Source organism: Streptomyces sp. ID05-26A (assembly GCF_033794685.1).
GTDB lineage: Bacteria > Actinomycetota > Actinomycetes > Mycobacteriales > Pseudonocardiaceae > Lentzea.
The window spans coordinates 2,498,458-2,521,173 of the sequence record NZ_JARAYZ010000002.1 but is presented as its reverse complement, the minus strand read 5'-3'; the positions used below and the strand labels follow the sequence as shown (position 1 = coordinate 2,521,173).

The 22,716-nt window shown below is 70.0% G+C and carries 20 protein-coding genes and 1 rRNA gene; 16 read left to right on the top strand and 5 right to left on the bottom strand.

The features are described from left to right. Window positions 1–184 precede the first annotated feature (184 nt). The 3 genes from rrf to PV646_RS27155 all read left to right on the top strand — a co-directional run bounded on the left by rrf (window position 185) and on the right by PV646_RS27155 (window position 5,184). Window positions 185–301: ribosomal RNA gene (rrf, locus tag PV646_RS27165) — 5S ribosomal RNA — on the top strand. Window positions 302–702: 401 nt separating this feature from the next. Further along, the gene (locus tag PV646_RS27160; RefSeq protein ID WP_500345014.1) at window positions 703–2,244 is read left to right on the top strand and encodes a deoxyguanosinetriphosphate triphosphohydrolase family protein; all 1,542 of its coding nucleotides are present in this window, start codon (window positions 703–705) and stop codon (window positions 2,242–2,244) included. Window positions 2,245–2,472: 228 nt separating this feature from the next. Then, window positions 2,473–5,184 carry a S8 family serine peptidase gene (locus tag PV646_RS27155; RefSeq protein ID WP_500345013.1) on the top strand — a complete coding sequence of 904 codons (2,712 nt, stop codon included), beginning with the start codon at window positions 2,473–2,475 and terminating at the stop codon, window positions 5,182–5,184. A 137-nt stretch (window positions 5,185–5,321) separates the two neighbouring features. On the opposite strand, the gene PV646_RS27150 is transcribed toward PV646_RS27155, so the two are convergent. After that, window positions 5,322–6,224 carry a hypothetical protein gene (locus PV646_RS27150; protein WP_229694335.1) on the bottom strand — a complete coding sequence of 301 codons (903 nt, stop codon included), beginning with the start codon at window positions 6,222–6,224 and terminating at the stop codon, window positions 5,322–5,324. 397 nt (window positions 6,225–6,621) lie between these two features. Here PV646_RS27150 and PV646_RS27145 point away from each other — a divergent pair, with 397 nt between their 5' ends. From PV646_RS27145 to PV646_RS27125, 5 genes are read left to right on the top strand one after another with little or no spacing between them, the layout of a single operon-like run. After that, complete coding sequence (locus PV646_RS27145) at window positions 6,622–7,302, top strand: acVLRF1 family peptidyl-tRNA hydrolase (protein WP_500345012.1); 681 nt, start codon at window positions 6,622–6,624, stop codon at window positions 7,300–7,302. A 31-nt stretch (window positions 7,303–7,333) separates the two neighbouring features. Next, entirely contained in the window at window positions 7,334–7,729 is a 396-nt protein-coding gene (locus tag PV646_RS27140; protein ID WP_500345011.1) for a hypothetical protein, read from the top strand. Window positions 7,730–7,739: 10 nt separating this feature from the next. After that, entirely contained in the window at window positions 7,740–8,243 is a 504-nt protein-coding gene (locus PV646_RS27135) for a SigE family RNA polymerase sigma factor (RefSeq protein WP_500345093.1), read from the top strand. Beyond that, a complete protein-coding gene (locus tag PV646_RS27130) occupies window positions 8,243–8,710 on the top strand; it encodes a hypothetical protein (RefSeq protein WP_500345010.1) in 468 nt (155 codons plus the stop codon). Before PV646_RS27135 ends, PV646_RS27130 begins: the two co-directional genes overlap by 1 nt. Window positions 8,711–8,727: 17 nt before the next feature. Beyond that, a complete protein-coding gene (locus tag PV646_RS27125) occupies window positions 8,728–9,204 on the top strand; it encodes a GNAT family N-acetyltransferase (protein ID WP_500345009.1) in 477 nt (158 codons plus the stop codon). On the opposite strand, the gene PV646_RS27120 is transcribed toward PV646_RS27125, so the two are convergent. Further along, entirely contained in the window at window positions 9,170–9,745 is a 576-nt protein-coding gene (locus tag PV646_RS27120; protein ID WP_500345008.1) for an NAD(P)-dependent oxidoreductase, read from the bottom strand. The genes PV646_RS27125 and PV646_RS27120 overlap by 35 nt on opposite strands. After that, entirely contained in the window at window positions 9,742–10,623 is an 882-nt protein-coding gene (locus PV646_RS27115) for an EamA family transporter (RefSeq protein WP_500345007.1), read from the bottom strand. Before PV646_RS27115 ends, PV646_RS27120 begins: the two co-directional genes overlap by 4 nt. An 80-nt stretch (window positions 10,624–10,703) precedes the next feature. Between PV646_RS27115 and PV646_RS27110 the strand changes: the two genes are divergently transcribed. Then, entirely contained in the window at window positions 10,704–11,579 is an 876-nt protein-coding gene (locus tag PV646_RS27110; protein ID WP_500345092.1) for a LysR family transcriptional regulator, read from the top strand. Window positions 11,580–11,660: 81 nt separating this feature from the next. Here the strand turns inward: PV646_RS27110 and PV646_RS27105 are convergent, their stop codons facing one another. Next, window positions 11,661–12,425: an SDR family oxidoreductase gene (locus PV646_RS27105; protein ID WP_500345006.1), complete on the bottom strand. Its 765-nt coding sequence runs from the start codon at window positions 12,423–12,425 to the stop codon at window positions 11,661–11,663. A gap of 167 nt (window positions 12,426–12,592) precedes the next feature. Between PV646_RS27105 and PV646_RS27100 the strand changes: the two genes are divergently transcribed. The 7 genes from PV646_RS27100 to PV646_RS27070 all read left to right on the top strand — a co-directional run bounded on the left by PV646_RS27100 (window position 12,593) and on the right by PV646_RS27070 (window position 21,120). Then, entirely contained in the window at window positions 12,593–14,221 is a 1,629-nt protein-coding gene (locus tag PV646_RS27100) for an ABC-F family ATP-binding cassette domain-containing protein (protein WP_500345005.1), read from the top strand. A 174-nt stretch (window positions 14,222–14,395) separates the two neighbouring features. Continuing rightward, window positions 14,396–14,605: a helix-turn-helix domain-containing protein gene (locus PV646_RS27095; RefSeq protein ID WP_030473247.1), complete on the top strand. Its 210-nt coding sequence runs from the start codon at window positions 14,396–14,398 to the stop codon at window positions 14,603–14,605. Between the two features lie 65 nt (window positions 14,606–14,670). Continuing rightward, on the top strand, window positions 14,671–15,477 hold the full coding sequence (locus tag PV646_RS27090) for an enoyl-CoA hydratase/isomerase family protein (RefSeq protein WP_500345091.1): 807 nt from the start codon (window positions 14,671–14,673) through the stop codon (window positions 15,475–15,477). A gap of 99 nt (window positions 15,478–15,576) precedes the next feature. Next, the gene (locus PV646_RS27085) at window positions 15,577–17,457 is read left to right on the top strand and encodes an ABC transporter ATP-binding protein (RefSeq protein ID WP_500345004.1); all 1,881 of its coding nucleotides are present in this window, start codon (window positions 15,577–15,579) and stop codon (window positions 17,455–17,457) included. A 234-nt stretch (window positions 17,458–17,691) separates the two neighbouring features. Then, complete coding sequence (locus PV646_RS27080; RefSeq protein WP_500345003.1) at window positions 17,692–19,305, top strand: FAD-binding oxidoreductase; 1,614 nt, start codon at window positions 17,692–17,694, stop codon at window positions 19,303–19,305. A 28-nt stretch (window positions 19,306–19,333) separates the two neighbouring features. Further along, window positions 19,334–20,488 carry a sensor histidine kinase gene (locus tag PV646_RS27075; RefSeq protein WP_500345002.1) on the top strand — a complete coding sequence of 385 codons (1,155 nt, stop codon included), beginning with the start codon at window positions 19,334–19,336 and terminating at the stop codon, window positions 20,486–20,488. After that, window positions 20,485–21,120 carry a response regulator transcription factor gene (locus tag PV646_RS27070; RefSeq protein WP_500345001.1) on the top strand — a complete coding sequence of 212 codons (636 nt, stop codon included), beginning with the start codon at window positions 20,485–20,487 and terminating at the stop codon, window positions 21,118–21,120. The genes PV646_RS27075 and PV646_RS27070 overlap by 4 nt, the downstream gene beginning before the upstream one ends. On the opposite strand, the gene PV646_RS27065 is transcribed toward PV646_RS27070, so the two are convergent. Beyond that, a complete protein-coding gene (locus PV646_RS27065) occupies window positions 21,110–22,669 on the bottom strand; it encodes a penicillin-binding transpeptidase domain-containing protein (RefSeq protein ID WP_500345000.1) in 1,560 nt (519 codons plus the stop codon). The genes PV646_RS27070 and PV646_RS27065 overlap by 11 nt on opposite strands. Window positions 22,670–22,716 lie beyond the last annotated feature (47 nt).

Below are 22,716 nucleotides of genomic sequence, written 5' to 3'. Positions count from 1 at the left end.
TAGGCCAGAGGTGGAAGACCGGTAACGGTTGGAGCTGACTGGTACTAATAGGCCGAGGACTTGTTACAAAGACGCTACGCATCCACTGTGCGGTTCTGGGAGAACAACCAGGACCGATCGAACCCCCAGCAGGGTCATGAGTTCTTGCTGGTTCGGGGTTTCTGGTTTGTGAATTCCATAGTGTTTCGGTGGTTATAGCGTTGGGGAAACACCCGGTCCCATTCCGAACCCGGTAGTTAAGCCCTTCTGCGCCGATGGTACTGCACTGGTTACGGTGTGGGAGAGTAGGTCGCCGCCGAACTTACGTACAGAAGCCCCTGAGGGTCGAGCGCCACAAACGCTCCCCTCAGGGGCTTTCTGTCTTGGTCACACGCCTTGTCTTGGGCACACGGCCGGGACTGGCTTCCGGCGCGGCCCAGCCACCTCGACATCGTCCACAGTCTGGACATCGTCCACAGTCTGGCTGGCTCAATGCCGTCCGCGGCTCAGCCAACTCGATAACGTCCGCAGCCCAGCCAGCTCGATGCGGGTCCACGGCTCAGCTAACTCGATCGGGTGAACGATGGCCTGATTCGGCTCCTGCTCCCTCTACTAGTTGTTTACCGAGGGAGGTGTGTCCCAAAACCATGGTCATCTTCGCCGCGCAAAGAGGAAGACGCGTGGGGCGCCGAAGCTCATGACCGCCCCGGTACCTTCTCTTCCATGCACAACGAGCAACGTGCCGCCCGTCGTTCGGCCGGCGTGGGCAGGACCGCCGACCTCGCCACGAACCCGTTCCGGGTCGACCGGGACCGCGTCGCGAGCTCCCCGTTCTTCGCGAGGCTCGGTGGCGTCACGCAGGTCGTCAGCTCCACCGGCTCCGGCCTGCTCGTGCACAACCGCCTCACCCACAGCCTCAAGGTCGCGCAGGCGGCCCGTGCCATCGCCGAACGCCTGACCATCCGTCCCGAGCTCACCGCGGTGCTGGAGAAGCTGGGCGGGTGTGATCCCGACGTCGTCGAAGCCGCCGCGCTCGCCCACGACCTCGGCCACCCACCGTTCGGGCACCTCGGCGAGCAGGTGCTCGACCGGCTGGCCCGCCACCGGTTCGGGTTGCCGGACGGGTTCGAGGGCAACGCCCAGTCGTTCCGCATCATCACCACGACGGACGTGCGCGGGCCCAAGGCGCTCGGGCTCGACCTGACGGTGGCGGTGCGGGCGGCGATGTTGAAGTACCCGTGGACGCGTCACCAGCCGCTCGGCCTGGCGGTCGCGCCGCGTGGTGCGTCCGAGCCGGACGACCTGCCGGGTACCGGTAGCTCGAAGTTCTCCGCGTACGTCACCGAGATCAACGACCTGCGGCAGGCGCGTGAGCCGTTCGACGGGCGCATCGAGTCGTGGCAGCAGACCGTCGAGGCGAGTGTCATGGACACCGCGGACGACATCGCATACGCGATCCACGACCTGGAGGACTTCCACCGGGTCGGGGTGCTGCAGCACGCGACGGTCGCCGCCGAGCTCGGGACGTGGCAGGCGCAGGCGCTCGACCTCGCCGGCTTGAGTGACGCCGAACTCAGTGCCGAGATCCGCATGCCGGGACGGTCGCTGGAGACGTTGCGGCGGCGCATGCACCTCAAGGACTCCTGGGTGATGAACGACGAGGCGTTCGCGCTGGCGGTCCGGAAGGTCAGCAAGGAGCTCGTCGACGGGCTGCTGGCGGTGCCGTTCGACGGGTCGGTCGAGGCCGAGCAGGCGGTCGCCGGGTTCAGTGCTCGGTGGACTCGCCGGTTGGTCGACGCGGTCGGGGTGATCGAGGAGCCGACGCCGCGGTCCGGGCACGTCGTGCTGGCCGTGCAGCAGTGGCACGAGGTGCAGGTGTTGAAGTTCGTGCACCGGCGCTTTGTGTTGCTGCGGCCCGATCTGGCGTTGCACCAACGTGGACAGGCCCGTTTGCTCAGTTCGCTGGTGGACGCTCTGGAACAGTGGGTGACCGATCGGGCAGAGGCGGATCGGTTGCCGCGCAGGCTGCACGACCTCGTCGAGCTGGCCGAAACGGAGTACGCGGCGCTCGCCCGGACGGAGCCGTCCACATTGGTCGGTCCGGCCGGTGACCCGCACGTCGGTCCCGACGTCGTGAAGGGGTTGGCGCGGGGACGGGCGGTCGTCGACTTCATCGCGTCGCTGACCGACAACCAGGCGGCCGCGCTGCTGGAGGCGCTTTCCGGGCGAACCGGTCAGTTGTGGACTGACGCTTTTGTTCTGTGAAGTGTGATTGTGTCTGCTAAGTGAGAAGTAGCCCATCTGGATGCTGACTGTGATCAGGCAAGCACCATACGTTGACGCCTCGACCGGGAATCGCCGGTCGCAGGCCGCGTGCTCGGGGGCACGCCAACGTTCGGGGGAGAAACTCCTGTGCGCCGATCTCGAAGAGGCACGACCTTAGTCACCGCAGGTACCGCAGTTCTTCTGGCCGCACTCACCGCTGTCACGCCCGTGTCCGCAGATCCGGGCAAGGCGTCCAAGTCCATCACCGACCGCACGGCAGCGCAGATCGCCGCGCTGCAGAGCGTCAAGAAGTCGCTCACCCCTGCCGAGTCCAAAGTAGACAGCGCACTCGTCGTGGAGGCGCGCAAGCGCGTCTCGGCCGCGACGACGAGCGCTCTCCCGCAGGTGCAGACCGGCGTTGCCGTGACGCCGAAGTCCACCACTCTCGTCGACATCCGTGCCAAGCAGTATTCCGAGGACCTGGTCAACGCTGTCCGCGCGGCGGGTGGGCAGATTCGGGCAGTGTCCCCCGAGCACCGCACCGTGCGCGCCGAGGTCCCGATCGCGAAGATCTCCGAGATCGCCGCACGCTCCGACGTGGCCCGCGTCGAGCCCGGCAGCGACGCGATGACGCAGGACGTGAAGAACAAGCGGGACACCAAGGCCCGCAAGCAGGCTCCGTCCAAAGAGGACAAGTCGGCGGAGATCGAGCGCCGGCTCTCGGAGAAGCAGCTCTCCGTCCAGGCCGCCAAGGTCGCGGAGAGCGACAAGGCGCACAACGCCGAGGCCGCACGTGGGTCGTACCGCGTGACCGGTGTCGGCACGAAGCTCTGCGCGTTGTCCGACGGTGTGAGCTCGCTGGCCGTGTCGCAGGCCTCCGGTGAGCTGCCCGCTGTCGACATCGTGCCGGGTCAGGCGGGTTCCGGTGACGAGGGCACCGCGATGCTCGAGATCCTGCACGACCTCGCGCCCAACGCGGAGCTCGGCTTCGCGACGGCGTTCAACGGCGACGCGAGCTTCGCGGACAACATCAAGAAGCTGCGCTTCGACCTCGGCTGCGACGTCATCGTCGACGACGTCATCTACTTCAACGAGTCGCCGTTCCAGGACGGCATCATCGCGCGCGCGGTGGACGCGGTCGTGGCCGACGGCGCGTTGTTCTTCTCCAGCGCGGGCAACCAGGGCAACGTCGTGGACGGCACGTCCGGCCACTACGAGGGCCAGTTCGTCGACTCGGGTGTGGGCGTCGGCAAGTTCGCCGGTTCCGCGCACGACTTCAACCCGGACCCGAACGCGAAGCAGCTGTTCAACCCGCTGTCGAACGGCTCAGGCGACACGCCCACCGTGCTGCACTGGGCGGACCCGCTGGGTCAGTCGGCCAACGACTACGACCTGTACCTGGTCAACGCCCAGGGCAACGTTGTCACGTTCAGCCAGAACAACCAGGACGGCGCGCAGGACCCGTACGAGCGCATCAACACCCCGTCCAGCTCCGCGGGCACGCGCCTCGCGGTCGTGAAGTACCGCGGTGACGACAAGTACTTCGCGCTGTCGCTGTTCGGCGGCCGGTTCGCCGACACCAACGACGGCCTGAAGAAGTACGTCACGCCGGGTACCACGCGTGGCCACTCGGCGGCGAAGGGCGCGATCTCCGTCGCGGCCGCTCCCGCCGCCGGCGCACTGCCGTTCGACCTGGAACCGGGCGACCCGGCCAACCCGAGCGGCCCGTACCCCGGCGCGTTCACCAGCGCGCAGAAGCCGGAGCGCTTCACCTCCGACGGCCCGCGCAGGACGTTCTTCGCGCCGGACGGCTCGCCGCTCGCCGAGACCCGGCAGAAGCCGGACCTCACCGCGGCCGACGGCGTGACCACGTCGGTGCCGGGCTTCGCGCCGTTCTTCGGCACGTCCGCCTCGGCCCCGAACGCCGCCGCCATCGCCGGTCTGATCCTGTCCGGCAACCCGACGCTGACGCCCGCCGAGGTCAAGGAAGCCCTTGTCACCACGGCGATCGACATCGTCGAGTCCGGTGTGGACAACCGCACCGGCGCCGGCATCGTGATGGCCGACCGCGCCCTCGCCTACACGGGCGCGTCGCCGCAGGCACTGGCCCGCGCGCAGAAGCCGACGATCGTCAACGACGCCGACGGAAGCGCTTTCCTCAAGCCGGGCACGAGCGCCACGGTGACGCTGCCGGTGGCGAACAACGGTGACGGCTCGGCCGCGTCGACCTCGGTCGTGCTGTCGACGACGTCGGCCGGCGTGACCATCGCGCCGCGCTCCAAGTACTACGGCAACATCGACCCGGGCCAGACCGTCAGCAACACCTACAAGGTGACCGTGCCGGCGTCCGCCGGACTCGGTTCGGCGGTCAAGCTCGACGCGCGCGTGACCTACGCGGGCGCGACGTCGCCGACGACCACCTCGTTCACGCTCCGCGTGGGTGAGCCGTCGCGCGACTTCAAGACGTTCGCGTACGGCGGCGCACCGGTCGCCATCCCGGACAACGACCAGACCGGCGTCTCGATCTCGCTGCCGGTCACGGGTGTCGGCGCGGCGTCGAACCTGAAGTTCTCCGTGGACGGGTCCGCGTGCTCCGCCACCGAGGCCTCGACGACGGTCGGCATCGACCACACCTTCGTCGGCGACCTGGTGGGCACGCTCACCTCGCCGTCCGGCAAGTCCGTGACGCTGTTCTCGCGGGCGGGTGGCACCGGCAACAACATCTGCCAGGCCGTGTTCACCGACGACGCCACGCTGCCGTTCTCGGGCGTGACGAGCGGCCAGGCGCCGTTCACCGGGTCCTGGAAGGCGGGGGCGCCGCTGTCCTCGCTGACCGCGGACGCCGTGGACGGCAACTGGGTGTTCAAGGTCGCCGACGTGGTGGGCTCGGACCGCGGCTCGATCCGGGCGGTCACGCTGTCCATCGCCGGCTGGGTGTGATGAGCTGAGTTGAGTTGAACAGGAAGGCCCCCGGCTCACGAGCCGGGGGCCTTCCTCGTGGCCGCGGTGCGGCGGCACATGCGAAAGGGGCGCCTCCCAGGCTGGGAAGCGCCCCTCACACGTCTGTCAGAGCCTCGCTAGCGGTTCGGCCACTCCCACCGGATGCCGAACACGCCAGGACCGAACCCGAGCGCCACGGCGTGCACACCGCCACCCGAGTCCAGGGTGAGGTTGCGACGCCGCGATGGCGTCTCGTCCCCCGCGGGCACGCTGTACTGCTGCACACGCGAAGGCAGGTTCGTCTCGTCGAACCGGACCTCGATCACGTACTCGCGCACCGGCAGCCGGAACTTGCGCGCGAACGTGTTGTTGCCCTTGGGGGCGTGGCCCTCGGGGAACACCAGCTGGTATTCCATGATGAGGGTCTCGCCGCGGGTGAGCGGCCGTTCGAACATCATCTCCGCGACCATGATGTTGGCTTCGTGGTCACGGGCGATGCGGCCGAGGTGGCAGTTGCGCACGTTCAGGATCTCGGGGAGAACATCGCTCTCCTCGGTCTCGAACACGAGTGCCCAACGGTCGGGCCCGTCCTGTTCCGCACGGAGGATCTGCCGCACCCACACGGATTTCTGCCCGCCGTCGGCAGAGATCTCGATGCGGTCGTGCTGGCTGATCCGGCCGAGCTTCAGGTCGGAGGACGTGTCGACCTTCGAGAGCAGGTTCGCGACCCGCTCCCGACGCGCCCAGAGCGCGTCGATCGGCATCATCGTCGTCGGACGGCATCGGCGGCCTCGCGGACGAGGTGGGCCGAGCAGTGCCGACAGTCCCGACTGAGGCACGCCCAGGACCGACTCGAGGTGCCGGAGCGCCTCGAGTGATTCGGGGCGTTCGGGCCTTCGCCGTCCTGATTGCCAGTAGCTGAGCGTCGCGACACTGATGGTCACGCCGCGCAGCGCCAACCGGTGCTGGATGCGGTCGAGGCTGAGCCGGCTCGCCTTGATCGCCGCCCTCAACGCTTCGGGGAACGGTCCCGTCGTCAAGAGCTGCGTAAGGCTGCCGTGGCCCGTTGAGTCCGTCTCGTCAACGGTCAGTGTTGGTCGACCGGCAGCAGTCGTCATGGTGACTCCCCGCTGTCATAAGATCACGCCCCAGTGACCCTACCCGTCCGTGAACATCGCTGGTCGGAGCCGGATGGAGTCAATGGTTAATCCATACGGTTGATGAGTTCACGCTTTCGAGACTCATCTGTCAAGCACTCCGAACCCATCAGTAACATCTCTGTGCCGTTCACGGCCCGTGTCGGAGTGGTTCTAGTGTGTGCATGGTGACCAACTCGGGCGTGCTGACTCTTCACTCAGTCGATCCCGGCATTTGGGAGCACGGCCGGTGCGGCCTGGGAGCCGTACGACCGTTCCGCCGTACCAAGGGGTGGGACGCGTGAGCCGGGTGCGGCCGGTGCCCGGTGGACGGGCCGTCGAAGTCGAGCCCGAACGCGTCGAAGGCTGGATCGGCAGGTTCGCCGATCGCCACGGCGCCGTGCAGATCCTCACAACGGAGGCCCAGGTCGTCGTCACCGCCGAGGACGGCGCGACGGCCACGTTCGCGACGCGCGGAGGTACCTCTATATACGAGGTGGTCGAGAAGCTGATCGAGCCCCGCAGGATCGGACTGGTCCTCGTGCGGCTCGGCGGTCACAGCGTCGGGGTGGCGTTCGGCGGCAGGGTCGAGGTCTCGGCTACGGACCGCAAGCAGGTCCACGGCCGCATCCGGGCCGGCGGGTGGTCGCAGCAGCGGTTCGCCCGGCGCCGCGAGGGCCAGGCCAGGGTCGCGCTGCAGGCCGCCGCGGACGACGTGGCGAGGGTGCTCGTGCCGCGGCTCGCCGAACTCGACAGCGTCGTGCTCGGCGGCGACTGGCAGGCGCTGGACGTGCTGCGCAACGACCGCAGGCTCTCGGGCGTCTTCAGCAAGGCCGAGGATCGCGTGCTGGACGTGCCCGAACCCCGGCGAACGGTCCTGGACGAGGCCGCTGAACGGGCCCGCTGCGTCGAGATCGTGATCCAGGACACAAGGGCAACCGGACCGGAGCCCGACCGCATGGATACGGGTGAGGGTGCCTGATCCTGGCGCCACTGACCTGCTGGAGCTGCAAGTGCGCAAACGAATGGTGATCGTGGCCGGAGCGGTCGCGCTGGGTGCCATCGGCATCGCGGTGCCCGCGCTCGCGCTGAGCGGCGGCGGCAACGCGCCCCAGCCCACGACCTCGGCTCCGCAGCCGCCCGTCTCGACCTCGCCCGAGGTGACGCCGACGACCGTGCTCCCGCCGTCCTCGACGAAGCCGGAGCACCCTCCGACGACGGTGCTGCCGCCGTCCTCCTCGAAGCCGGGATACCCGCCCACCACCGTGCTGCCGCCGGCGTCGTCCACGCCGGCGCACCCGCCGACGACCGCGTACCCGTCGGTGCTGCCGACGCCGTCGGTCAGCCACGGCCCCACGACGTGGAGCCCGCCCGCCACGACGCCGGCCCCGTCGACCTCGCCCCGGTAGGGAGTCACCTCTGAACTGGGAGGCCGAGTTCACCGACTGCTTCGACCGGTACGCCGACTCGATGCGGTTCACCGCGTTCTTGTTGTGCGGGAACTGGCACGAGGCGGAAGACCTCATGCAGTCGGGGTTCTTGAAGCTCTACCTGGCCGGTCCGAAGCTCTCGGACCGGTCGGGGCTGGAGCCGTACCTGCGTCAGATCGTCGTGCGGACGTTCCTCGCCGAACGTCGCAAGGTGCGCTGGCGCAGGGAGAAGCTGACTGACGCACCCCCAGAGGGCCTGTCCTCCGTCGCAGGGGCGGAGGACAGGCTCGTGGTGTGGCAGGCGCTCACCGCCGTGCCCGCACGGCAGCGTGCTGTCCTCGTGCTGCGCTTTTGGCACGATCTGAGCGTCGAGGACACCGCGACGGCGCTGAACTGCACGACGGGCACCGTGAAGTCGCAGAGCAGCAAGGGCCTGGAGACGTTGCGGCGCAAGCTGGGCCCGGAGTTCGACCACTTGAGGCTGGAGGTGTGATGGTTCGCGAAGACGATCTGCGGGCGACTTTCTCCGCTCTGCACCAGGAAGGGGCGCCGCCGCGTGCCGTCACCGCGGCCGATCTGATCCAGCGCGGCCAGGCCGTGCGGTCCCGGCGCCGCACCATCGCGGTGGTCGGCAGCGGGCTTGCGACCGTGGGGGTCGTGGCGGTGGCGCTCGCCGTGCTGCCGGCCGCGACGCCCCCGGAACCGGCGACACCGCCGTTCTCGACGACCTCCCAGCCTCCGCCGACCCCCTCGCCGTCGTCGGTCCGGGTGGAGTCGACGCCGACGACGGTGCTCCCGCCCAGCTCGCACTCGCCCCAGACGCCGCCGGTCCAGTCGACGACGCCGCCGGGGTCGACCACGACGCCCGGCTCGGTGACGAAGCCGGGCGTGCCGCCGACGTCCGTCAGTCCGCCCCAGTCCTCCTCCACCGCTTATTCGGTGCCGCAGACGTCGCGCTGAGGGCAGGATCCTGGGCCATGAGCGCTCAGATCTGCCTGGTCGAGGTCACCGACGCCAATCGCGACGCCGTGGTCGCCGTGCGCGTGCATCCCGCGCAGGAGCAGTTCGTCGCGTCCGTCGACAAGTCCTTCCGGGACGCGCTGGAGAACGCTGACGCCAATCCGTGGTTCCGCGCGGTCTACGACGGCGACGTCGCGGTCGGGTTCGTCATGCTGAGCTGGAACGTGACGCCGCAGCCCGGCGTGGTCGGGCCGTACTTCCTGTGGCGCCTGCTGGTCGGCGCCGGGCACCAGGGGCGCGGCTACGGCAGCGCGATCCTGAACGAGGTCGTGGCGCTGCTGCGGGCGAACGGGGCCGCCGAGCTGTTCACCAGCTACGTGCCGGGGGAGGGCTCGCCCGAGCCGTTCTACCGCGGGTTCGGGTTCGTTCCCACCGGGGAGACCGACGAGGACGGCGAGGTCATCCTGCGGCTGGAGCTCGGCTCGCGACCGTGAACCGCCTGTCCTCGCCGGGGTTCTCCAACTCGTCGAGCACCGCGACGGCCAGGTCCTCCGCCGAGATCGAGGACGGGCCGGTGAGCAGCACGTCCGTACCCCGGCGGTAGGCGCCGGTGCGCTCGCCGGGTTCGAGCAGCGCGGGCGGGCTCAGGTAGACCCAGTCGGCCCGGTGGGCCTCGCACTCCTCCAGCTGGCGCATGCTCGCCTCGGCGACGGGACGGATGTGCGCCGGCACGTACCGGGTGTCATCCAGCACGAGGCCCGTGCCGTCCGGTGTTCGCAACGGTGCGGCGCCACCGACGACGATGACGCGCGTTCTGGCCGCGAGTACCGCATCGAGCACCGTGGTGGTGGTCGTGCCCGTGGTGGCGACGACGACACCGTCCACTCCGGACAGAACGGTGTCCATGAACCCGCGGTCGGTGGCGTCACCCCCGGTTCGGCGGGACACGCCCGTCACGTGGTGCCCGCGGCGCTCCGCCTCGGTGACGACGCGCGAACCGACCATGCCGGACGCGCCGACGACTGCGATCTTCACTGGAGAACTCCTTTGACGAGAACGGGTGCCGGTCGCTGGGCGGCGACGATCGCGGCGAGGGCGAGTGCGAAACCGGTGAGCTGCACCGCGTCCAGGGTCTGGCCGAGGACGACGACGCCGAGCAGTGCGGCGACCATGGGGGACAGCAGGCCGAGCATCGAGACGGACGTGACCGGCAGCGTGGTGATCGCGCGGAACCACAGGACGTAGGCGAGCAGGCCGCCGACACCGCCGAGCCACAGGTAGCCGAGCAGTGCGGTGAGGCCGATCGCGGGCGGCGGGCCCTCGAACAGGAACGTCACCGGCACGAGGAACAGTCCGCCGGCGGTCATTTGCCAGCCCGCGAACGCCGTCGGGCTCGCCGCGGCGGGCCTGCCCCACTTCTTCGTCAGCGTCACGCCGAGCGCCATGGTCGCGGCGCCGCCCAGCCCGGCGAGCACGCCGACCAGGTCGAACCCGGCCGCCGGGCCGAGCACCACGAGCCCGACGCCGAGCATCCCGACGACGCCCCAGGCGAGCCGCCACGCGGACGGGCTCTCCCGCAGCACCCCGACGGCCAGCAGCGCCACCACGAGCGGCTGGGCGGCGCCCAGGGTGGCCGCGACGCCACCGGGCAGGCGTTCGGCCGCGATGAACAGGAACGGGAAGAACAGGCCGATGTTGAGCACGCCCAGTGCGGCCGCCTTGCCCCACCACGAGCCCTTCGGCAGCGTCCGGGTGAGCGCCAGCGCGATCAGGCCGGCGGGAAGCGCGCGGAGCAGGCCCGCGAAGAGCGGGTGGCCGACCGGCAGCAGCTCGGTCGTGACCACGTAGGTCGAGCCCCAGACCACCGGCGCGAACGCCGCGAGCGCGGTGCGGGAGAGGTCGCTGTTTCTCACGTCGTCCAGTGTTGGCGCGCTCGATCAATGAGTCCAACACATGCTTTTCATCTGATCCATCGTGATTCAAGATGGGTGGAGTGGAGCTCCAGCAGATGCGGTACGTGATCGCGGTCGCCGAGACCGGCAGTTTCACGAAGGCCGCCCGCCAATGCCTCGTCGTCCAGTCGGCGCTGAGCCATCAGATCGCGCGCCTCGAACGCTCGCTCGGCGCGCGACTCTTCGAGCGCACCAGTCGCAGCGTGCGACTGACTCCGGCGGGAGCGGCGTTCCTGCCGTCCGCGCGGCAGTGCCTCGACTTCGCCGAACGGGCGGCGGCCGAGGTCGCCGCGGCGGTGGGGGAGGTGCGCGGACGGGTGGTCGTCGGCGTGATCCCGACCGTCGCCGCCGTGGACCTCCCCGCCGCGCTGAAGGTGTTCCGGGACCGGTATCCGCAGGTCCGGGTCGCGCTGCGGATGTCGACGAGCTACGAGATGGTGAGCCAGGTCCGGGAGGGCGGGCTCGACCTCGCGTTCCTCGGGTTGCCGCTCGGCGTGCGGACGGAGGGCGTGCGCGGACGTGAGCTGGCGCGGGACGACCACGTTGCCGTGGTGGCGCCCTCGCACCCGTTGGCGAGCCTGGAGTCGACGAACCTGAAGGCCCTGGCCGAGGAGTTGTTCGCGGACTTCCCGGCGAACTCTCCCGGGCGCATGCAGGCGGACCAGGCCTTCTCGATCGCGGGACTGCACCGCGAGGTGGCGTTCGAGGTGACGACCGCGGAGCTGATGGCCGGGCTGATCCGCGAGGGGCTCGCGGTGGCCGTGCTGCCGTCGCGGTACACGCCGCAGCTCAGCGGGGTGGTGACGGTGCCGATCGTCGACGGGCCCTCGCGGGTGGAGCACCTGGTGTGGAGCGCGGCCGGGCCGACACCGGCGGCGGCCGCGTTCCTCGACGTGCTGGGCGTGGTGCCGGACTAGGCGCTGTCCTGCGAGTTCGTCTGGTGAGAGACGCGGGCCCTCGGCTGCCGCTGTCGCCCGACGAGACTTACAGGACAGCGCCTAACCAGCGGTTCCGGTGGAGAGCAGGCCTCCGTCGACGCGGACCGTCTCACCCGTGATCCACGAAGCGCCGTCGGAGCAGAGGAAAGCCACGAGAGAGGCGACGTCCTCGGGCGTGCCGAGGCGCTTCATCGGGTACTGCTGCGCCGCCTCTTCTTCGCGGCCGACGTAGAGAGCCTCCGCGAACTTCGTCTTCACCACGGCGGGCGCGACGGCGTTCACGCGCACCTTCGGGCCGAGCTGCCACGCGAGTTCCTCGGTCAGACGGATCAGCGCCGCCTTGGACGCGCCGTACGCGCCGATCACGCCCGTGGACCGGATGCCGCCGATCGACGCGACGTTGACGACCGCGCCGCCGTGCTCGCCCATCCACGCCTTCCACGCGAGCTGGACGAAACCCAGCGCGGCCACCACGTTGACGTCGAAGATCTTCCGGACCGCGTTGAGGTCGGCGTCCATCAGGAAGCCGTACTGCGGGTTGATGCCGGTGTTGTTCACGAGCACGTCGAGGCTGCCGAACTCCTCGACCGTGCGCGTCACGGCCTCTTCCCGGGACGCGTCGTCGCCCGCGTTGCCCGCGACGGCGAGCACACGACCGCCCGTGTCCGCCTCCAGCTGCTTCGCCGCCTCGGCCAGCTGGTCGGCCTTGCGGCCGGTGATCGTGACGGAGGCGCCGCGGGAGAGGAGCTCGCGCGCGATGCCGAGGCCGATGCCGCGGGACGCGCCGGTGACCAGCGCGGCCCTGCCCGAGAAGTCTTCGCTCATAGCCGCAATCTATGCGTCCCGCCACAGGTGGGAAATCCGATGGCCGTGATCCCGTAGAATGGTTCGCGTGATCCTCCTCGAGTAGGCCGGCCCGGACGTGCCATCCCTTGTCATGCCCGGCTGTGCTGATTTGCAGGGCACAGAACGCAAGCCACTCGGAGTTTCTCTTGATCACCGCAACTGACATGGAGTTGCGCGCGGGCTCACGCATTCTCGTGAGCGGCGCCAACCTGCGCGTTCAGCCCGGCGACCGCATCGGCCTCGTGGGCCGCAACGGTGCCGGCAAGACCACCTCCCTCCGCGTTCTCGCCGGTGAGGGCGAGCCGTACGCCGGCGCCATCATGCGCAAGGGCGCGCTCGGCTACCTGCCGCAGGACCCGCGTGAGGGCGACCTCTCCGTCATCGCCAAGGACCGCGTGCTGTCCGCGCGCGGCCTCGACCAGCTGCTCCGCGACATGGAGAAGGCCCAGTCGAAGATGTCCGAGCTGGTCGACCCCGACGAGCTCGACAAGGCCGTCACCAAGTACGGCAAGCTGGAGGAGCGCTTCTCCTCGCTGGGCGGGTACGCCGCCGAGTCCGAGGCCGCCCGCATCTGCTCGAACCTCGGTCTGCCGGACCGGGTCCTCGCGCAGCCGCTGAGCACGCTGTCCGGTGGTCAGCGCCGCCGCGTCGAGCTGGCCCGCATCCTGTTCGCCGCCTCCGAGGCCGGCGTCGGCGCCAAGTCGAGCACGATCCTGCTGATCGACGAGCCCACGAACCACCTCGACGCCGACTCGATCACGTGGCTGCGCGGCTTCCTCAAGTCGCACGACGGCGGCCTCGTCGTGATCTCCCACGACGTCGAGCTGCTCGACGACGTCGTGAACAAGGTGTGGTTCCTCGACGCGATCCGCGGCGAGGTCGACATCTACAACCTCGGCTGGAAGAAGTACCTCGAAGCCCGCGCGACGGACGAGAAGCGCCGTCGCCGTGAGCGCGCCAACGCCGAGAAGAAGGCCGGCGCGCTGATGGTGCAGGCCGCCAAGATGGGCGCGAAGGCCACGAAGGCCGTTGCGGCGCAGAACATGGCGAAGCGCGCGCAGAAGCTGCTCGACGGTCTCGACGACGTGCGCCAGAGCGACAAGGTCGCGCGGATCACCTTCCCGGCGCCCGCCTCGTGCGGCAAGACCCCTTTGATGGCAGAGGGTCTGAGCAAGTCCTACGGCTCGCTGGAGATCTTCACCGGCGTGGACCTGGCCATCGACAAGGGTTCCCGCGTCGTCGTCCTCGGCTTCAACGGCGCCGGCAAGACGACGCTGCTGCGGTTGCTGGGCGGCAGCGAGAAGATGGACGCGGGCAAGATCGTGCCCGGTCACGGCCTGAAGATCGGCTACTTCGCGCAGGAGCACGAGACGCTCGACCACGACGCGTCGGTGTGGCAGAACATCCGGCACATGGCGCCGGACGAGCAGGAGCAGAAGCTGCGCTCGCTGCTCGGCACGTTCCTGTTCACCGGCGAGCAGCTCGACCAGCCCGCGGGCACGTTGTCCGGTGGCGAGAAGACGCGGCTCGCACTGGCCGGTCTGGTGTCGTCGGCGGCGAACGTGCTGCTGCTCGACGAGCCGACGAACAACCTCGACCCGGCCTCGCGCGAGCAGGTTCTCGACGCGTTGCGGCGCTACGAGGGCGCTGTCGTCCTGGTGACGCACGACCCCGGCGCGGTCGAGGCACTGGAGCCGGAGCGGGTGATCCTGCTGCCCGACGGCACCGAGGACCACTGGTCCGAGGACTACCTGGACCTCGTTCAGCTGGCGTGATCTCCACCCGTCAAAGGGTTACCGAGCGCGTTCTGTGATCAACTCAGTGTGATCGAATCGACCGTTCGGCGATCTCTTTGCTTGATCACCTGGCGTTCTGCCGGTTCCTGTTCGATCATTGCGACGACAGGGGCCGTGCAACGGCCCACCTGCTCGTACGGAAGGCGGGACAAGGTGGCTGACCTGAAGAAGGGTGCCCGGATCACCGGCGCCACGCGGGACAAGCTGGCCGCTGACCTGAAGAAGAAGTACGAAAAGGGCGCGAGCATCCGGGCTTTGGCGGAGAGCACCGGGCGTTCCTACGGCTTCGTGCACCGGGTTCTCTCCGAATCCGGGGTCACGCTGCGCGGTCGCGGTGGCGCCACCCGGACGAAGAAGAAGTAACCAAAACTCAGACTGCTACTCTCCGGTAACTAGCTTCTAGTCCGCCGGAGGTAACGACCATGCCAGTGCCTTCCATCGACGCTGGCGTGCTCGAGCGCGGTGGCGTTCGGCTCGCGATCTCCGGGCCGCGCGCGACCATCACGCTCGATCGTCCCGACGTGCTCAACGCGCAGACGCCGGCCACCTGGCAGGCGTTGCGGCACATCGGCGAACAGCTGGACCCGGACGTCCGCGTCGTGGTCGTCCGGGGTTCCGGCCGCGCCTTCTCGGCGGGGCTGGACCGGCGGATGTTCACCGGTGAGCCCGTCGACGGCGAACCCGGTGGTCTCGGGGCGATCCTGGCGCTGTCTCCTGAGGAGGCGGACGCCCGCATCGCGTCGTACCAGGCCGGGTTCACCTGGCTGCGCGACCCGGCACGCGTGACGATCGCCGCTGTGCACGGGCATGCCATCGGCGCGGGGTTCCAGTTGGCGCTGGCGTGCGACTTCCGCGTGCTCGCCGAGGACGCGCAGTTCTGCATGGCCGAGACCGGGCTGGGTCTGGTGCCCGACCTCGGCGGCACGCTGCCGCTGGTGCGACTCGTGGGGTACTCGCGCGCGGCCGAGATGTGCGTGACCTCCCGCCGGGTCAAGGCGGAGGAATCGCTGCGGATCGGCCTCGCGAACTCCGTCGTGCCCGCGGACGGGCTGGACGCCGCCGTCGACGAGCTGGTGGCCGCCGTGCTGAAGCCGATGGCCGGTGCCGTGACGGAGACGCTGGCGCTGATCGCGTCCGCCGCCTCGGGTGTCGACGCGCAGACCCAGCTCGCGGTGGAGCGCGCCGCCCAGCTGCGCCGGCTCCAGTCGTTCGCGGCTCTGTCCGCTCAAAGCTGAACCTTTCCCGTTCGCGAGTCGTCCGCGAAGGAATTGTCAGACCGCTGTGCTGTTCTTATCAGCGTGGACGGTTACAGCTCTTGGCGATTCATGATGGGGGTGACCTCGGACGCGCCTGCCAAGGTGCGCCGGGGGACCTTCCGGCGAGTGCTGGCCTTCGCCGGGCCGCACCGGGCGAAGCTGCTGGTGTTCCTGCTGCTGACGGTCGTCTCGTCGGTGCTCGCGGTGTCGACGCCGCTGCTGGCCGGTCGCGTGGTCGACGCGATCGTCCGCGGCTCCGTCCCCTCGGTCGTCGTGTGGCTCGCCGTGGCGATCGCGCTGATCGCCGTGGTCGACGCCGGTCTGGGCGTGGTCGAGCGCTGGCAGTCGACGCGCATCGGTGAAGGCCTGATCTACGACCTGCGCCGGGCCGTGTTCGGTCATGTGCAGAAGATGCCCGTCGCGTTCTTCACGCGCACCCGCACCGGCGCGCTCGTCTCGCGCCTGAACAACGACGTGATCGGCGCCCAGCGCGCCTTCACCTCGACGCTGTCCGGCTTCGTCACGAACATCATCCAGCTGGTGCTGTCGCTGGGTGTCATGTTCACGCTGTCGTGGCAGGTCACGGCTCTGGCGTTGGTGCTGCTGCCGGTGTTCGTGTTGCCGGCCAAGCGGATGGGCCGCCGGATGGCGGACATGCAGCGCGAGGCCTCGACCTTGAACGCCTCGATGGTCACCCAGTCGACCGAGCGCTTCTCCGCGCCCGGCGCGACGCTGGTGAAGCTCTTCGGCCGTCCGGCCCGTGAGGAGGAGGAGTTCTCCGAGAAGGCCGCGCAGGTCCGCGACATCGGAATCCGGACGGCGATGGCCACCCGCTGGTTCATGACGGGCCTGACATTGGTCTCGGCCCTCGCGCAGGCGCTGGTCTACGGCCTGGGCGGCTACCTCGCGCTGACCGGGCACCTCGCGGCCGGCGCCGTGGTGTCGCTCGCCCTCCTGCTGACCCGCCTGTACGCCCCGCTGACGGCGCTCGCGAACGCCCGCGTCGACCTGATGACGGCGCTGGTGTCGTTCGAGCGCGTCTTCGAGGTGCTGGACCTCGACCCGATGATCAAGGAGAAGCCCGACGCCCGCGCGGTGCCCGAGGGCCCGGTGTCGGTGGAGTTCTCCGACGTGCGCTTCGCCTACCCGTCCGCGGACAAGGTGTCGCTGGCCTCGCTGGAGTCCGTGGCCACTTTGGACACTCGCGGCGGCGAGGAAGTGTTGCACGGCATCAGCTTCAAGGCCGAGGCAGGTCAGCTCGTGGCGCTGGTCGGCTCGTCCGGGGCGGGCAAGTCCACCCTCGCCTCACTCGTCCCGCGGCTCTACGACGTCGACTCCGGCGCCGTGCGCCTGTCGGGCGTCGACGTCCGCGACCTGACCTTCGACGCGCTCCGCTCGTCCGTCGGCGTGGTCACCCAGGACGGCCACCTGTTCCACGACACGATCCGGGCGAACCTGGAGTACGCCGCCCCCGGAGCCACCGACGACGAACTGTGGGACTCACTGCGCCGGGCCCGCCTGCTGGACCTGGTGACCTCGCTGCCGGACCAGCTCGACACGGTGGTCGGCGAGCGCGGCTACCGCCTGTCCGGTGGCGAGCGGCAACGCCTCACCATCGCCCGTCTGCTGCTCGCGAAGCCCCGCGTGGTGATCCTGGACGAGGCCACCGCGCACCTCGACTCGGAGTCGGAGGCCGCCGTGCAGGAGGCGCTGACCGAGGCGCTGCAGGGCCGCACGTCCCTGGTGATCGCCCACCGCCTCTCGACGATCCGCGCGGCCGACCAGATCCTGGTGCTGGAGCACGGCGACATCGTCGAACGAGGCACGCACACCGAGCTGATGACGGCCGAGGGCCGCTACGCGGACCTGTACAACACCCAGTTCGCCGAGCCGCCGGTCGTCGGCGTGCTGCCGACGCCGAAGTTCAGCGAACGGCTCGGGGTGCCGCAGGCGAACTGACTCCGGCCGGGGTGCGGACCAGCCGATCGGTTGGTCCGCGGCTCATCCCTCGTGCCGGGTGATCGGCTGATGTCGCGGGGACTTCGTTCCGCCACGGTGAGAGCTACCGAGGCGGAGGGAAGTCCCTGACGCGTTTCCGGGGCCGCATGACCTGCTGTGGTCGCTTCGCGCCAACGGCTTGCGCTCCAGGAACTCCTTCCGCCACGGGGAGACCACAACGTGGAGGGGACGGCGATGAGCAACTCCGGGGGCGGGCACCTGAGCCGGCGGGCGCTGATGGCGGGCGCGGGAGTCGTGGCGGCAGGCGGCCTGATGGGTCAGGGACGCGCGGCCGGCGCTCCCGCGGGGCCGGGCCAGGCGGCCGTGCGGATCGGGCCCGGCGACGTGCGGTACGAGAACCTCCTGCGGGGCAACAACTTCCGGTTCGCCGGGCAGCCCGACGAGATCCGGGTGGCGGCGTCGGCAGACCAGGTGGTGCGTGCGGTCGACGAGGCGGTGCGGGCCGGGCGGCGGATCGCGGTGCGCAGCGGTGGGCACTGCTTCGAGAACCTCACGGCCGCGCCCGAGGTCAGGACGTTGCTCGACCTGTCGGCCATGAACGAGGTCGGGTTCGACGAGCGGAGGCAGGCGTTCTCGGTGCGGCCCGGTGCGACGCTCGGGCAGGTGTACCGGGCGTTGTGCGCGGGGTGGGGCGTCACGATTCCCGGCGGCGGATGTCCCGAGGTAGGGGCCGGAGGGCACATCGCGGGTGGCGGGTACGGGCCGTTGTCGCGGCGGTACGGGGCCGTGGTGGATCACCTGTACGGCGTCGAGGTCGTGGTGGTCGGCAAGGACGGCAAGGCACGCGTCGTGGTTGCGACGCGGGAGGAGGACGACCCGAACCGCGAACTGTGGTGGGCGCACACCGGGGGCGGTGGCGGCAACTTCGGGGTGGTGACCCAGTACTGGCTGCGGTCGCCCGGAGGCGAGCACCTGTTGCCACCCGTGCCCAGGAACATGGTGCAGCACGTGGTGTTCTGGGACTGGGGGCAGTTCACCGAGGAGAAGCTCAACGGGGTGCTGCGCAACTTCGGGACGTGGCACGAGCGCCACAGCGCGCCGGGCGTCCCGGAGGCTGGGCTGTACGGGATCCTCGAGGTGAAGCACCAGGCCGGCGGGGTCGTGATGCTGGCGGTGCAGGCCGACGCGGACCTGCCGGGAGTCGACGCGATGATCACGGAGTTCGTGCGCGCGGTGTCGGCGGGCCTCGATCTCACGCCGGTGTTCGACCTGCGCAAGCCGATGCCGTGGCTGCACCGGATGACGTGGCCGGGCACCGGCGAGCCGGGGGACGTGCTCACCCGGCGGTACAAGATCAAGGCGGCCTACCTGCGGCGATCGTTCACCCCAAAGCAGCTGAACGCCTTGTGGCGCAACCTCATCACGCCGGGTGGGGAGTCGGGCAGCGTGCTGCTGATCGGCTACGGCGGGCAGGCCAACGCGGTGAAGCCGCAGGACACCGCGATCGCGCAACGGGACGTGGTGATGAAGGCGGTCTACCAGTCGGTTTGGACCGAGGAACAGGAAGACGCGGCCAACCTCGCCTGGGTGCGCGCGCTCTACCGCGACGTGTACGCGGACACCGGTGGCGTGCCGGTGCCCAACGAGGTCAACGACGGTTCGTACATCAACTACGCCGACGCCGACCTGGCCGACCCGCGGTGGAACACGTCCGGCGTGTCCGCGCAGTGCCTCTACCACAAGGACAACTACCCGCGCCTGCAACGGATCAAGGCCCGCTGGGACCCGCGCAACGTCTTCACGCACGCCCTCGCGATCGAACCTCGCCAGGCCATCGAACCTCGCTAGGCTCGCGCACACCTGGGGAGGGACGCGGATGAGCATTCCGGTGGCGCGGTGGCCGTACGTCCTGCTGGCGTTGCTGGCCGCCGCCACCACGCTCGACCAACGACCGGTGCTCGCCGAACTCGTGCTGTGCGCGGTCGTGGCGGCCTGGCTGGCGGCGGGGATGGCGCTGAAAACCGCCCACCCCTGGGTGTTCGCCGGCGGGCTGACCGTGCTCACGGGAGTGTTGGTGGTGCTCAACCCGTTGTTCGGGTTCCTCACCCCGGTGCCGTACTTCTACACGTTCCGGACAGTGCCCTTCCCCTGGCAGCCGGCCGCCATCGCAGGCGTCGCGGCCATCGCGGGAACGGCCCAGGCGTACGGAATCGACAAGTCCACGGTCGGCGGCGTCGCCATCTGGGTCGCCGTCATGGCCGGCAACGCCGTGCCGATGTGCGCGTACGCGTTCGTGCTGCGCAAGTTTGAACGGCAGGAGGCGGACCGCGAGGAGGCGCTCGCCCAGGCACGCGAGGCGAACCGCAGGCTCGCGGAGTCGTTGGCGGACAACGCCACCCTGCACGAGCAGCTGGTGGCGCAGGCCAGGGAGGCCGGGGTGCGCGACGAACGCCAGCGGATGGCGCGGGAGATCCACGACACCCTGGCCCAGGGGCTGACCGGCATCATCAGCCAGCTCCGCGCGGCCGACGAGTCGACGTGGCGGCGGCACGTCACGGCCGCGGCCGGGCTCGCCCGGGAGAGCCTCGACGAGACGAGACGGTCCGTCTCGGCACTGCGTCCCGAACCGCTGCGGACCGCCCGGCTGCACGAGGCGCTCACCAGCGTCACCGAGAAGTGGTCGGCGCTGCACGACATCCCGGCCAGGGTCGTCACCACCGGGCAGGCGCGGCCGCTCGCGCACGAGGCCGAGTTCGCGCTGCTCCGGGCGGCGCAGGAGGCGCTGGCGAACGTGGCGAGGCACGCGCGGGCCGGCCGGGTCGGCGTCACCTTGTCGTACCTGGAGAACGAGGTGGCGCTGGACGTGCGGGACGACGGCCGCGGCTTCGACCACGCGCGGACCGGGCACGGGTTCGGGCTCGAGGCGATGCGGCAGCGGATCGAAGGTCTGGCGGGCACCGTGCAGATCGAGTCCGAACCCGGTGCGGGCACAGGAGTCTCGGCCCGCGTGCCAGTGGAGGCGAGAGCGTGATCAAGGTGCTGGTCGTCGACGACCACCCGGTCGTCCGGGACGGTCTCACGAGCCTGTTCGCCCAGGACCCCGGCTTCGAGGTGGTCGGGGAGGCGGGTGACGGCGCCGAGGCGGTGCGGCTCGCGAAAACGCTCGCACCCGACGTCGTGCTGATGGACCTGCGCATGCCGGGCACGGACGGCATCGCCGCGACCAGGGAACTGGCCGGCACCACGCACGTGCTGGTGCTGACCACCTACGACAACGACGGCGACGTGGTCGCGGCGATCGAGGCGGGCGCCACCGGCTACCTGCTCAAGGACGCTCCGCGGGACGAACTCGTGCGCGCGGTCAGGGCCACCGCGCGGGGCGAGGCCGTGCTCGCCCCGGCCGCGGCGGCGTTGCTGATGAAACGGGTGCGCGGTGCCGTCGCGGAGGTGCTCAGCCCGCGTGAGCTGGAGGTGCTGCGGTTCGTCGCCGGCGGGGCGACGAACCGCGACGTGGCCCGGGGTCTCTTCATCACCGAGGCCACCGTCAAGTCACACCTGCTCAACATCTACGCCAAGCTCGAGGTGAGCGACCGGGCGGCGGCGGTCACCGAGGCGTTCCACCGCGGATTGCTCGTTCCGCGAGAGCAGCGGTTCAGCCCTTGAGGAACGCCGCCGTGGCGTTCATCGCGCTCTCCGACGAACCGGCCTTCTCCACGACGACCGCGAACGCCACGTTGTTCTGGTAGCCGACGAACCAGCCGTGGGCGGAGCCGCTGCCCACCTCGGCCGTGCCGGTCTTCCCGGCCAGGCCGGGGATCCCGGCGAGCTGCTTCGCGGTTCCGGAGGTGACGACCTCGCGCATCATCGCGCGCAACGGCGGCAGGACGCCCGCGGGCGGGGCCGCCGCCACGTCGTTCGCCTCGGACGGCTTGCCGCGCAACAACGTCGGCGTCGGCGTCCTGCCGGACACGACGGTCGCCGCCACCAGCGCCATGCCGAACGGGCTGGCCATCACGTTGCCCTGGCCGAAGCTGTTCTCCACCTGCTGGTCACCGGTGGCGGGCGGGACCTTGCCGGTGTTGGTCTCGGCGCCGGGGACGGCCCAGTCGGCGCCCAGCCCGAACCGCTTCGCCATGGCCGGCAGGGCGTTCGCGTCGAGCTTCGAGCCGAGTTCACCGAACGTCGTGTTGCAGGACAGGGCGAACGCCGTGTGGAACGGCACGCTGTCGTGGCCGAAGCCCGCGTTGCTGATCGTGCGGGTGCCGATGGTGGCTTTGGCCGGGCACGGGACGGCGGTGCCCGACTGGACGAGGCCCGCGTTCATGGCCGCCGCGGCGGTGACGATCTTCATCGTCGAACCGGGGGCGTAGCGGCCGATGAACGGGTTGGTGCCGACCATCGCCTTGTTCTGCGCCACGGCCAGGATCTCGCTGGTGGAGGCCTCGATCGCGACGATCGCCGCGCCCTGCGGGAGCGCGTCCACCGCGGCCTGGGCCGCCGCCTGCCGGTTCGGGTCGACGGTGACGGTGATCTTCTCGCCGCCCTCGGCCTTCTTGCCGTCGAGCTTCGTGAACGCGCCGCCCGCGGTGATGCCGACCTCCCAGCCGTCGACGCCCTGCACGTCGCCGACCACCCCGACGATCGTCTTGTACAGGCCGTCCGGGAGGGAACGCGCGTCCAGCGGGCTGCCACTGCGGCCGAGCAGGGCACCTTCGGCGAGCGCCTTGCGGTAGGTGAGGGCGGCGCCGGTGGTGAGCTGCGGGTGGATGACGGTGGGGTCCCAGTGGACCTTCCAGGCGTCGTTCACCCGTTTCATGGAGAGCTTGACGTCGTACTTCATCACGCTCGCGCTCGGCATCGTCCACGTGACGGCCGCCGTGAGCTCGGCGGTCTGCGCGCCGGCGGGCGGAACCTCGGTCGTCGTCACGCTCGCCTGGTAGGCGGACGTGCTCATCCCGGCCTTCGTGGCCTCCAGGGCCGTGGTCGCCGCGTCCGGCGCGTCGGTGAAGACGGCGGCGCTGGCGGGCCCGGAGAACGCCCTGCTCAGGAAGGAGTGGGCGATCTGCGACGGGGTCTCGGTGTTCTTCGCCGGTGCGTCGGCGATCACCACCGTCCTGCTGCCCGACCAGAGCAGGGTGCCCGCCACGCCGACCACGGCCGTCGTGACGAGCGCCCCGCTGATCAGGATCCATCTACGGGTCTTCTGTTCCACTGTTCCCCCAGGTAAGTGCTTTCCCCGGTGGGAGACTAACGGCAGAA